The following is a 12,529-nucleotide window of genomic DNA, read 5'->3' as shown; positions in this document are numbered from 1 at the left end:
AAGTATTGGGTAACTTATTTGCGCTTGAAGCGCTACCGGATACTTTCACGTCACCAAGAGGGCAATATTGTGCTACAAGAATATCGTAAACACGTAGAAGAACGTGCCGCGTTAGGTATCGTACCAGCGCCATTAGATGCTCAGCAAACAGCTGATCTTATTGAATTAATTAAAACTCCACCGGCTGGTGAAGAAGAGTTCATTTTAGATTTATTAGTTCACCGCATTCCTGCAGGCGTGGATGATGCTGCTTATATTAAAGCAGGATTTTTAGCGGCAGTTGCTAAAGGTGAAGCAAATTCTCCACTTATTTCTAAAGAAAAAGCAGCAGAACTGTTAGGTACAATGTTAGGTGGTTACAATATCGCACCTATGATTGACCTACTTGATGATGAAACGCTTGCGCCGATCGTAGTAAAAGGCCTTTCAAACACATTACTTATGTTTGATGCGTTCTACGATGTAGAAGAAAAAGCAAAAGCAGGTAACACATTTGCTAAGCAAATTATTGAGTCTTGGGCAAGTGCAGAATGGTTTACTAATAAACCAGCTGTTGCTGAAAAGATCTCAGTAACTGTATTTAAAGTAACTGGCGAAACCAATACTGATGACTTGTCTCCTGCACCAGATGCATGGTCTCGTCCAGATATCCCACTGCATGCTTTAGCAATGCTAAAAATTGAACGTGACGGTATCACACCTGATAAAGCGGGCGAAGTAGGTCCAATTACTCAGCTTGAAGAATTAAAAACCAAAGGTTTACCACTTGCATACGTAGGTGACGTTGTTGGTACGGGTTCTTCTCGTAAATCTGCAACTAACTCTGTACTTTGGTTTATGGGCGATGATATCCCGTTCGTACCAAACAAGCGTGTTGGCGGTGTATGTTTAGGTAATAAAATTGCTCCAATCTTCTTCAACACAATGGAAGATTCAGGCGCATTACCAATCGAATTAAATGTTGATGAACTCAACATGGGCGAACAAATCGACATCTACCCATATGAAGGTGTTGTTAAGCAACATGGTACTGATAAAGTGATTTCTACTTTTGAGCTTAAATCTGATGTGATTTTAGATGAAGTTCGTGCTGGTGGTCGTATTCCACTAATCATCGGTCGTGGTTTAACTGATAAAGCGCGTACATCTCTTGGCTTAGGCGCAACTGATACATTTAAAGTACCAACAGCAACAGAAGTTTCTGATAAAGGCTTCACACTAGCGCAAAAAATGGTTGGTAAAGCATGTAACGTTGCAGGTATTCGCCCAGGTCAGTACTGTGAGCCTAAAATGACAACTGTTGGTTCGCAAGATACAACAGGTCCTATGACACGTGATGAACTTAAAGATCTAGCATGTTTAGGTTTCTCTGCAGATTTAACAATGCAGTCATTCTGTCATACATCAGCTTATCCTAAGCCTATCGATGTAAGCACTCACCATACGCTTCCTGATTTCATCATGAACCGTGGCGGTGTTTCACTTCGTCCAGGTGATGGTATTATTCACTCATGGTTAAACCGTATGTTATTACCAGATACCGTAGGTACTGGTGGTGATTCACATACACGTTTCCCATTAGGTATTTCATTCCCAGCAGGTTCGGGTGCAGTAGCATTCGCAGCAGCAACTGGTGTTATGCCACTTGATATGCCTGAATCTATTTTGGTTCGTTTTAAAGGCGAAATGCAACCAGGCATCACTTTACGTGACCTTGTTCATGCAATCCCTTACTACGGTATCAAACAAGGTTTATTAACAGTTGAGAAAAAAGGTAAAATTAACGAATTCTCTGGTCGCGTACTAGAAATTGAAGGCGTTGAGCACCTAACTGTTGAGCAAGCGTTTGAATTATCAGATGCATCTGCAGAGCGTTCGGCAGCAGGTTGTACTGTTAAGTTATCTAAAGAGTCTATCTCTGAATACCTAGAATCAAACATTGTTATGCTTAAGTGGATGATTTCTGAAGGTTACGGCGATGTACGTACGATTGAACGTCGTATTACTGCAATGCAAGATTGGTTAGCTAACCCAGAACTAATGGAAGCTGACGCTGATGCAGAGTACAAGCATATCGTTGAAATTGATTTAGCTGAGATTAAAGAGCCAGTTCTTTGTGCTCCAAATGACCCAGATGATGCGCGTCTTCTTTCTGATGTTGCTGGCGAGAAAATTGATGAAGTATTCATCGGTTCTTGTATGACTAACATTGGTCACTTCCGTGCTGCTGGTAAGTTGCTTGATGGCTTTAAAGGTCAACTTCCGACTCAGCTTTGGGTTGCTCCACCTACTAAGATGGACAAAGACCAACTTACAGAAGAAGGTTACTATGGTATTTTTGGTCGTGTTGGCGCACGTATCGAAACTCCAGGTTGTTCACTATGTATGGGTAACCAAGCACGTGTTGCAGATAAAGCAACGGTTGTGTCTACCTCTACACGTAACTTCCCTAACCGTTTAGGTAATGGCGCAAACGTATTCTTAGCATCATCTGAGCTTGCTGCAATTGCTGCAATCATTGGTAAATTACCAACAGTTGCTGAGTATCAAGAATATGCTGCGAAGATCAATGCAACGGCGTCAGATACATACCGTTACTTGAACTTCCACCGTATGCCTGCTTACACTAAAAAAGCAGACAACGTGATTATTCAACAAGCTGTATAATTTTTAGAGTTTGTTTAAAAACCCGCTTAGGCGGGTTTTTTATTGGCTAAAATAAATATTAGATAGTTCATGCTTCTTTTTTTATATTATTGTATTAAATCTAGTCTTAAGTTGCTTTTAAAGTAAGTAATCGCGCAAAAATTCCTATCAAAATGCATTAAAATCCTCATCAATATTCTCATTATTTTAGGCGAGATTTTATGACAGCATTAAACAACCAGAATTTACTGCAACTACGTTTTGTTAACCAAGCAAATATTGATTTGGTTAAGCCTTCTTTTGATAACCTGCCTGCAAATCCTTATGCAGATGGCGCCTTTCGTAAACGTCGTTACTCAGTAGTTAAAATGCAAAATGGTGAAATAAAGTTACAACAAACCAAAGCATTTGTTCAAGACGATTCAATTAATACTTTTCAAGGTAATGTAGAGCGTACTTACGAAAACCTAGAGCAAAGTTTACTTGAGTCAGAAGGCATGAAAAGCATTGTAAATGAGTTTCGCCAACTTACCGGTATTGATGAACAGCGTGATATTGAAATTCATCAGTTCCGTATGCTTGCAATTAACAGCGATACGCCGGCAGCGCCAGAAGGCGTGCATCAAGATGGTTTTGACCATGTATGTATATGCGGCGTTTCTCATGAAAACTTAGAAGGCGGCGAGCTACTTGTATACGAAAACAAGCAAGCTGAGCCTTGTTTTAAAATGGAAATAAAAGACGGCATGTTTGCATTAATAAACGACCGTGAAGTGTGGCACAACGCAACACCTATGAACAAAATTGATGCTAGCAAACCAGGTTACCTGGATTGTTTTGTATTAACGTCTTAAGGAAGTTAGGCATGAACATAACGCAATTACGTGAGCAGTTTCCTGCATTAATGCAAAACGTTGATGGTAAATCGCCAATATTTTTAGACGGACCGGGTGGCTCGCAGGTACCAACATCGGTGCTTAATGCGATGACAGCTTATTTAGGTCATTATAATTCAAACTTAGGTGGCGCGTTTTTTTCAAGTGATAAAACCGTTGAATTGATGGCGAATGCGCGTCAAGCAGCCGCTGATTTACTTAATGCACCTAGCTCACAACAAATTGTGTTTGGTCCAAACATGACCAGCCTAACATTTAGCTTTAGCCGTGCTATTTCACGCGACTGGCAGGCTGGTGATGAAATAATTGTAACCAATGCCGATCATTTCTCAAATGTATCGTCGTGGCAACAAGCCGCAGAAGATAAAGGCGTAAAGGTAAATACAGCGCTTATTAACGAAGCAGATTGCAGCTTAGATATGGCGCAGTTTGAAAGCTTATTAAACAGCAACACTAAGCTTGTAGCGGTAACGTATGCGTCAAATACCACAGGTTCAATTAATAATATTAAACGTATTGTTGAGCTTGCTCACGCTGTAGGCGCACTTGTTTATGTTGATGCCGTACATTACGCACCGCACGAACTTGTAGACGTACAAGCACTTGATTGCGACTTTTTAGCCTGCTCTGCATATAAGTTTTTTGGCCCGCATTTAGGTATGGTTTACGGTAAAAAAGAACATTTAGACGGGTTTACGCCTTATAAAGTTGAGCCAGCTAAAGACGTAGCACCAGGTCGTTGGGAAACCGGCACACAAAGCTTTGAAGCCATGGCGGGTTTTATCGCGGCTGTTGATTACATTGCAGCAATTAGCGAACTTGACGATAGCCATTCACGCCGCGAAAAGTTAAGTGTGGCTTTTGCTAAAACTAAACAACACGAAATGGCGCTTAGTGAGCACTTTTTAACGCGCTTGGTAAACTACCCACGCATTAAGTTGTTTGGTATTGATGACTTTGATCGCTTAAATGAGCGTACACCTACTTTTGCTTTAATTTTTGAAGGGCTTGAGCCACGCGCCGTTTCAGAATTTTTAGGTAAGCAGCATATTTGTGTGTGGGATGGTAATTTTTACGCGCAAGGTTTGTGCAAGCAATTAGATGTGCTTGATAAAGGCGGTGTAGTGCGCATTGGTTGTATGCACTACAACACCATTGAAGAGCTAGATCAGTTGTTTAATTTATTTGATGAACTGCTCGGTTAAATAATACTGATTTTGGTGCGCTAACTCTTTGGCGCACCATATATTTGTTCTGCACGATTAAACAACACCCACGATGTTAAAATATACTTATCGTTTGATACTGGCTTATTGCCTCTATGAGTATGTGTAAAGTAGCCTGGGGCTATTACCATAGTGCCTTTTTTAGGGGCGATTTTACGGTTTTGATAGTAAAACTCCGTTTCACCGCCTTCATCAACATCGTTTAAATAAAACATAAATAACAACACGCGATGCAGTGCTTCATTATGCTGTAGCTGCGGGTAAACTTCACTATGCCAGTAAGGGTAGCCACCTTTATTTACTTCGTATTTTTGCGCTTGAATATTACCAAGTCTAAAAATTTGCTGAACTAGCAAAGGTAATTGCGGTTTACCCACTTCTTCAAAATTCTCTTGGGTTAAATCGACAACGTCACCTGTTTTTGGGTGATAGACCTTTAAGCCAAACGCCCCAATCATCATAAAAATATGTTCTTCAACATACTTAAAAACATGCTGTGCAGTCGTTTGTTGTATATGTTTTAATTGTTGTGCATATTCGGGGTGATTATTTAAGTGTAGGTCGTGACTGTCTTTTTTCTTTAAGTCGACACCGCCCGATGTTACCCCTTGTTTTACATGCGGGCTTTGCGCGAATGTGGTAATAAATTCATCGCAAAACTCATCGCTTAATGCGTTATCAACAACGCGTATAAAGTCCGTCATGGTTTACCTTTATATAATTATTATTGGATTTTTATGTTTATTGAAAAAGTGATGCCGCGCTTTAGCGAAACAGATGCACTCGGACACATTAACAATACCGTACTACCTGTATGGTTTGAAGTCGCACGTGGACCTATTTTTAAGTTTTTTACACCGGACTTAAATCCACATGATTGGAAATTGATTATCGCCAAAGTTGAAGTGTCGTTTGTGGGCGAATTATTTTATGGCCACGAAGTGACCGTAAAAACCTCTGTAGAGCATATAGGCACTAGCTCTTTTACGCTGAGACAGGAAGCATGGCAACACGATAAATGCTGCGCAATAGGTAAGGCCGTTATGGTGAGGTATGATTTTATTGCTAAATCAAAACAAGCGCTTAGCATTGACGAAAAAGCAGCGCTTAACGAGCACATTTACCAAAGCAGTTAACCTTACGAGGCTTATGTTTTACATAAGCCCATACTGAGCTGAATTATTGTAAATATATGATGGCAGCTGTAAATATTTGTCGAGAAATTTCAACGTATTTAGATTGAGTTACAGGCTTCAATTATATACTATTTATATTATATATTGTTGCGCCGTTATAACAGGAAATGTTAATTCGGTAATTTGATTGGAGAATGCGTGTGACATCTATTGCCAATAACCAACCTTTACAAGTTATTCAGCTCAGTGATGGTCAAAATTTAACAGCTGAAATTTTGCCATTTGGCGCAATAATAAAAAGCATTAAATTTAAAAAACAAGAAATGACGCTTAGCGTCGATGATCCTCAATACTATCTTGAAAACCCATTTTATCTTGGCGCTACAGTAGGTCGATACGCTAATCGCATTGCAAAGGGGCGTTTTAACTTATCTGGTACGCAGTATCAACTAGAAGCAAATAACGGCCCTAATAGCCTGCACGGCGGCGTTAAAGGCTTTAATAAAGTACTGTGGCAAGTAACCAAACAAACTGAAAGTGAAGTTGAGCTTTATTATTGCTCGCCCGACGGCGAACAAGGTTTCCCCGGTGAGTTGCAGGTTTGGCAAACGATTAGCGCTAAAAACGGCGAGCTTACTCTGCACTTTAAAGCGCTAACCAATAAAGAAACGCTCGTTAACTTTACTAACCATTGCTATTTTAATCTTGATGGCAGTGAATCAATTAATGAGCATCTTGTTCAAATTAATACCGATCGTTACCTTCCTATTGATACAACTAGTATTCCACTTAATGAAGCCGCTTTAGTTTGCGGTACCTGCTTTGACTTTACTAAGCCAGCTCAAGTTGGTGAGGCCTTAAGCGCCGTTCATCCTCAACTAGAAGCTGGAAATGGCTTTGATCACTGCTATATTTTTAATGATGACAGCAGTTTAAAGACGATGGCTACATTAACCTCGCCACACACGAAGGTTAATTTAACGCTCAAAAGCACTCAGCCAGGTATGCAGTTATACACCGCTAACTTTGTAGGTGCGCCTTTTAAAGCACGACAAGCTTTGTGTTTTGAAGCGCAAAATTGGCCAGATGCGCCAAATCGTGAAAATTTTCCAAAAGCTAATTTATTACCGGGAGAGGATTACGAACAGGTTATTATTTACGCATTTTCTGAGTGAATACAGCATTCTAATGTTAATTTAAAGAAAATTAAAAGCAAAAATACAGTGATTAAATGCTATCCATAATTCAGGAAAAGGTTGCACTTTTTGCTGGTTTAAAGTATTTATAATATAAATAGTATTTGAAACTATATGCACTACCACAACGACACAACGACTACACACAATCAGGAGTTTTTAAAAAATGATAATTAACAATAAGTTATCGTTCAACAAGAAAACCGCGATCAGTATTGCTATCACTGGCATATTGGCAAGCGGAAACGTTGCAGCTCAAGGCGCTGAAGGCAATACGCCTACAGTAGTAAATGAAGATGTTGAAGTTATCGCAGTAACGGGTATCCGCAGCAGCTTACGTTCATCAATGTTAGATAAAAAAGCATCTAATGTTGTTACAGACGGGATTAAAGCAGAAGATCTTGGTAAATTTCCTGATTTAAACGTAGCAGAATCTCTGCAACGTATTACAGGTGTAGCAATTGACCGTAGTGGTGGTGAAGGCCAAGCGGTAACTATTCGTGGTTTTGGTCCACAATTTAATACTGTACTTGTTAATGGTCGTCAAATTGCGACAGACAGCGCAGGTCGTGAATTTAACTTTGATGTATTGGCCGCGGATCAAATCACCGGTGCTGATATTTATAAAAGTAATACAGCAACTCTTCAAGAAGGCGGCATTGGTGGTACGGTTAACGTAACTACAGCACGCCCTTTTGATTTTGGTGGTTTACATATTTTAGGTTCAGTTAAAGGTATGTACGAAAGCCTTTCTGAAGAAGTATCTCCATCAACATCATTCTTAATAAGTAATACGTTTAACGATGACAAGCTAGGTGTGCTTTTTGCCATCACTAATCAACAACGTAAACTTCAAAATAACCAAATTTTAACGGCAGGTTGGCGCGGCGGTCAAACAATCTCTAACCCAACGGATGGTGTATTGTTTGATAATGCTTACATTCCACGTAACTGGGACCAAGTAGTTGATGAGCAAGACCGTGAACGTACAAATGCAAGTTTAGTACTACAATATGCACCGTCTGACGATGTTACGATTACTGTTGATGGCATGATTTCAAAATTCGAAGTTGACTCAACAGTACGCGATTTAGCATCGTGGTTTGAACCAGACCGCGTAGGCAGTGCAACGATTGATCCTGAAACAGGCACGCTTTTAACTTTCTCTCAAGAAGTTGGCTTAGGCGTGCCAAGTGGCGACCCTGCAAGCGACTTTGTATCACATACACGTAACTCACGTGATGTAACTAATAAAGCATTTGGTATTAACGTTGACTGGCAAGTAAACGAGTCATTAAAAGCTAAATTTGATGTATCTCGCTCAACAGCCGAAAACGACCGTGCGGGTAGAGATCGCTTTAACGTTGTAGGTGTTATCAATAGCTATACTTTTGACGGTACAGGCAGCATTCCTACTGTACAGCATGATGGTTTTGAAAATGGTTCGTTGCCAGATCCAAGCCTAGCGCGACTTCATTACAACGAAATTGGTAATCAATTTACATATGAAGATGAAATTACTGAAGTAAAAGCCGATTTTGAATATGTGCCAGATAAAGGCCCCGTTGATCGCATTAACTTTGGTGCTTATCGCCAAGAACGTGAAAAATCAAGCTTTCAAATCTTTGGTAGTCAATGTCAGTTCTGTGGTTATGGTACACAAGCACCACTTGATGCAATTGATTTTGAAGCTTATACAGCGAGTAACTACTTCCCTGGTTTAATCGATACATTTTATAGCTACGATGGCGATAAAATGCTTGATTACTTAGCCGATCAAGGTTTCCCAGTAGAGCCAACACTACAAAATAACCGTTACACAATTAACGAAGACATCACTAGCTTATACATGGACTTTACGCTTGGTTTTGACCTTTCAGATATGCCTGTAACAGTTAACTTTGGCGCGCGTTACTCAGAAACTGATATTGAAGTGGCTGCAATACAAAGCTTTATTAGCGATGTAATACCAACGTCAGATGCGACATTGTTTGCTAACGTATTTGGCCCGGCTACAAGCATTGAACAAGGTACTAGCTACTCAAACTTACTCCCTTCTTTAAATGTTAAGTTAGAGCTGCAAGATAACATGATTTTACGCTTTGCAGCGTACGACAGTATCACTCGCCCAACGATGTCTCAGTTATCTCCTGCGACAAACTTTAACGAGCCACGTCGTCAAAATTTAACGGCAAGTGGTGGTAACCCAGCACTTAAACCATTCCAGTCTGAAAACTGGGATATTTCTTACGAGTGGTACTACAACGATGCTAACTTATTTAGCTTTGCAGTATTTAGTAAAGAAGTAGATGACTTTATTGTTACCCTAACAGGTGCAGAAACATACGAAATGTCTGACCGTTCAGGTCCTGATTTTGCGTGTACTACATGTACAGACCAAGCAGATGACGAACTTATTGGTAGCTCAGAAGTTTACACAGTGACTCGCCCTCAAAATGGCGAATCAGCTAAAGTAACGGGTTACGAAGTTGGTGTAACTCATATGTTTGAAAATGGCTTTGGTTTTATTGCCAATGCAACAGTAGTAAACAGCGACATTAGCGTGGGCGCAGACACTACACAAACATTTGCACTTGAAGGTTTAGGCGATTCACAAAACTTAATATTTTTCTATGAGCAAGATAACTGGCAAGCACGTGTTGCATTTAACAACCGTGAAGGTTTTTTACGCTTAGTTGATAACGGCTTTAACGGTGAACCAGTGAACGTAGAAACTTACGGTCAGTGGGATATTAGTGCAAGCTACGATATTAACGAAAACTTCACTATTTTTGCAGAAGGTATCAACATCACTGAAGAAGAGTTGGTACAAACAGGTCGTTTTGCTAACCAAATCTATTCAGTAGAAGATAATGGCTCACGTTACGCGTTTGGTATTCGCGGATCGTTTTAATTAATGATGGAGGCGTATTTTTCGCCTCTTAGTTTTCATTACAGCACCAAGGTGCTAATACCAATTAGGTTAATTTAGCAGTAATGTATATTAGTTAACCTAATTGGCTAAAATGAATACACATTAAATCAAAATGCCCTAACGGGCATTTGTTGTATAAAACGTTATCAAAAATACTCAAAGAGTAGTCCATTATGAATAAAGCAATAAAAACAGTAGCAGTAGTTGGCGGTGGTACAGCAGGATGGCTGAGCGCTGCAATTATAGCTTCGTATCACCAAGGTCAAAATGGTGATGGCTTAAAAGTGATGTTGGTTGAATCGTCAGACATTCCAACTATTGGCGTAGGTGAAGGTACCTGGCCCACGATGAAAAACACACTTCAGCAAATAGGCTTGCGTGAAGTCGATGTGTTTAAAGCCTGTAATGCTACCTTCAAACAAGGCGGGAAGTTTGTAAATTGGACTCATGGCAATAATGACTTTTACTACCATCCATTTACTGTACCGCTAGGCTACGGCCGTATAGATTTAGCCCCATATTTAGATAATGTTGAAGACTTTGCACAGCAAACTAATTTTCAACATGATATTTGCGAAGCAAGCTTAGCCCCAAGAGGTATAGCGCAAGGTGAATATCAAGGTAATTGTAATTACGCTTATCACTTAGATGCCGGCGCTTTTACAGAAATGCTTAAACAGCATTGTAAAAGTAAGCTTGGCGTAGAGCATATTATTGGTACTGTTGATCAGGTAAAGCTTGATGACGATGGTGCAATAAATGTGCTTACTCTAAAAGATCAAACCCGCACTATAAACACCGACTTATTTATAGACTGTACTGGTTTTTCATCATTGTTATTAGGCCAAGCGCTCAACGTACCGTTTAAAAAAATGGACCACGTGCTATTTAACGACAGCGCACTGGCGATGCAAGTCCCTTACGATGAAAACGATGACTCCTTAGCCAGCCATACCATAGCAACAGCGCAAAACGCTGGATGGATTTGGGATATAGGTTTAACGCACCGCCGAGGTGTAGGGCATGTCTATTCAAGCAAATTTTTATCAGACGATGAAGCAGAGCAAAACCTAAGAGACTATTTAGGCGATGCAGCAAACGGTTTAACTGCCCGTAAAATTAGTTTTGAATCAGGATACCGTGAGAAGTTTTGGCATAAAAACTGTGTTGCTATTGGTATGTCAGCAGGGTTTGTAGAGCCGCTTGAAGCAACCGCTATTATGCTTGTTGAAATTTCAGCACGCTTTGTAGCAGAGCACATGCCAGCAGATACACAAGTAATGCCTATAGTAGCTAAACGCTTTAACGAGCAAATGGATTACCGCTGGCAGCGTATTATCGACTTTTTAAAGCTTCATTACATGCTAACCAAGCGCCCAGAGCCTTACTGGCAAGCACATGTACAGCTCAATACTATTCCACAAACCCTGCAAGAAGATTTACTTCTTTGGGGAAGCCGTGGCCCGCTTATTCAAGATTTTTATGGCGCATTAGAGTTATTCCCTGCTGCCAGTTATCAGTATGTTTTGTACGGTATGGGCTTTAAGCCTGACTTTACTAAACAAGCATATTTGTATTCACAACATGTGCAAGCCAAACAAATAATTGAACGTAACAGCCAGCTTACACAGCAGATGTTGCAAACTTTGCCACCTCACCGTGCTTTTATAGAGCAGTGGTTAGCAGCTAACCCAGTTTAAGGATGTGTAACTATGGCTATTAGTGAACTAGTAAACACCAAACACCAAACATTAAAAATTAACCCCAATGCAGCCGTTGAATATGCAAAAACGCAGCATTTAGTTAATTTAAGAGCAAATGAAATAGCAAAAGCAGCCTGCGACTTACCTATTTTTTTAGCACGCAATACACAAAATGGCAGTTATACAGTATCAGCGTTAACCAGCTTTAGTGCAGGTCAAAGTTTATTGGTTAATAACAACCAATGGCAGGCACTTTACACACCGGTATGTATGCAAACCCAGCCTCTTTATTTAATGACTCGAGAAACAAATAGTAGCGATTATTTTATCGCGATTGATGATCAAAGCTCAGCCGTAAACACGCAGCAAGGTGAGGCACTATTTGATGCTAAAGGTAATCCGAGTTTATTTTTAAGTGCACAGCAAAAACTGTTAGAAAGCGACTTAAAAAATGACTATCAAACGTATCAATTTACCCAAGAAGTTGCGCGGTTAGGGCTCATTAAAAACATAGATATTGTATTGCAGTTTGAACAAGGCGAAACCCAAACTATTCAAGGTTTGAGCACCGTTGATGAAGACAAACTGCAAACATTAGGTAGCAATACCATTGCAGAGCTACAAAAGCAGGGTTACTTGAGTGTGCTTAACAGCATGCTTATTTCACTGTTTCAGTTAAATGCATTGGTAAAGCTGCATAACCAACGTCCCGAACTTATGCCTTTAAAGCAGATTAAGTTAGAACTAAGTCGAGATGCGCACGCGCTGTAGCGTGCACTTTTTTATTACAC

General features: G+C 40.1%; 9 protein-coding genes. 8 read left to right on the top strand and 1 reads right to left on the bottom strand.

What is annotated here, in order from left to right:
- Positions 1-69: 69 nt before the first annotated feature.
- The 3 genes from acnB (at position 70) to I6E85_RS06395 (ending at position 4,747) form a co-directional block, all read left to right on the top strand.
- Complete coding sequence (gene acnB, locus I6E85_RS06405; RefSeq protein ID WP_024589545.1) at positions 70-2,667, top strand: bifunctional aconitate hydratase 2/2-methylisocitrate dehydratase; 2,598 nt, start codon at positions 70-72, stop codon at positions 2,665-2,667.
- 200 nt (positions 2,668-2,867) lie between these two features.
- Positions 2,868-3,500, top strand: coding sequence for a 2OG-Fe dioxygenase family protein (locus I6E85_RS06400; protein ID WP_024589546.1), 633 nt, complete (start codon positions 2,868-2,870; stop codon positions 3,498-3,500).
- Positions 3,501-3,511: 11 nt separating this feature from the next.
- Positions 3,512-4,747: a cysteine desulfurase-like protein gene (locus I6E85_RS06395; RefSeq protein ID WP_024589547.1), complete on the top strand. Its 1,236-nt coding sequence runs from the start codon at positions 3,512-3,514 to the stop codon at positions 4,745-4,747.
- 20 nt (positions 4,748-4,767) lie between these two features.
- Here I6E85_RS06395 and I6E85_RS06390 read toward each other — a convergent pair whose 3' ends face one another.
- Positions 4,768-5,472 (bottom strand): 2OG-Fe(II) oxygenase, encoded by a 705-nt coding sequence (locus I6E85_RS06390; protein ID WP_024589548.1) that lies wholly within the window; start codon positions 5,470-5,472, stop codon positions 4,768-4,770.
- Positions 5,473-5,505: 33 nt separating this feature from the next.
- On the opposite strand from I6E85_RS06390, the gene I6E85_RS06385 reads away from it, so the two are divergent.
- The 5 genes from I6E85_RS06385 (at position 5,506) to I6E85_RS06365 (ending at position 12,509) form a co-directional block, all read left to right on the top strand.
- A complete protein-coding gene (locus I6E85_RS06385; protein ID WP_024589549.1) occupies positions 5,506-5,904 on the top strand; it encodes a thioesterase family protein in 399 nt (132 codons plus the stop codon).
- A gap of 200 nt (positions 5,905-6,104) precedes the next feature.
- Positions 6,105-7,079, top strand: a complete 975-nt coding sequence (locus I6E85_RS06380; RefSeq protein ID WP_024589550.1) for an aldose epimerase family protein — start codon at positions 6,105-6,107, stop codon at positions 7,077-7,079.
- A 187-nt stretch (positions 7,080-7,266) separates the two neighbouring features.
- Positions 7,267-10,014, top strand: a complete 2,748-nt coding sequence (locus tag I6E85_RS06375) for a TonB-dependent receptor (RefSeq protein WP_197236725.1) — start codon at positions 7,267-7,269, stop codon at positions 10,012-10,014.
- Positions 10,015-10,208: 194 nt separating this feature from the next.
- Entirely contained in the window at positions 10,209-11,735 is a 1,527-nt protein-coding gene (locus tag I6E85_RS06370; RefSeq protein ID WP_024589552.1) for a tryptophan halogenase family protein, read from the top strand.
- A gap of 12 nt (positions 11,736-11,747) precedes the next feature.
- Complete coding sequence (locus I6E85_RS06365; RefSeq protein WP_024589553.1) at positions 11,748-12,509, top strand: SapC family protein; 762 nt, start codon at positions 11,748-11,750, stop codon at positions 12,507-12,509.
- Positions 12,510-12,529 lie beyond the last annotated feature (20 nt).

The organism is Pseudoalteromonas sp. NZS71 (assembly GCF_015864715.1).
Taxonomy (GTDB): Bacteria; Pseudomonadota; Gammaproteobacteria; order Enterobacterales; family Alteromonadaceae; genus Pseudoalteromonas; species Pseudoalteromonas arctica.
Note: the sequence above shows the minus strand (reverse complement) of the source record. Positions and strands in the feature narration are given on the sequence as shown.

Coding starts and splice junctions, on each gene's coding strand:
- I6E85_RS06400 (WP_024589546.1), top strand. CDS start 2,868: ATGACAGCATTAAACAACCAGAATTTACTGCAACTACGTTTTGTTAAC.
- I6E85_RS06395 (WP_024589547.1), top strand. CDS start 3,512: ATGAACATAACGCAATTACGTGAGCAGTTTCCTGCATTAATGCAAAAC.
- I6E85_RS06390 (WP_024589548.1), bottom strand. CDS start 5,472: ATGACGGACTTTATACGCGTTGTTGATAACGCATTAAGCGATGAGTTT.
- I6E85_RS06385 (WP_024589549.1), top strand. CDS start 5,506: ATGTTTATTGAAAAAGTGATGCCGCGCTTTAGCGAAACAGATGCACTC.
- I6E85_RS06375 (WP_197236725.1), top strand. CDS start 7,267: ATGATAATTAACAATAAGTTATCGTTCAACAAGAAAACCGCGATCAGT.
- I6E85_RS06370 (WP_024589552.1), top strand. CDS start 10,209: ATGAATAAAGCAATAAAAACAGTAGCAGTAGTTGGCGGTGGTACAGCA.
- I6E85_RS06365 (WP_024589553.1), top strand. CDS start 11,748: ATGGCTATTAGTGAACTAGTAAACACCAAACACCAAACATTAAAAATT.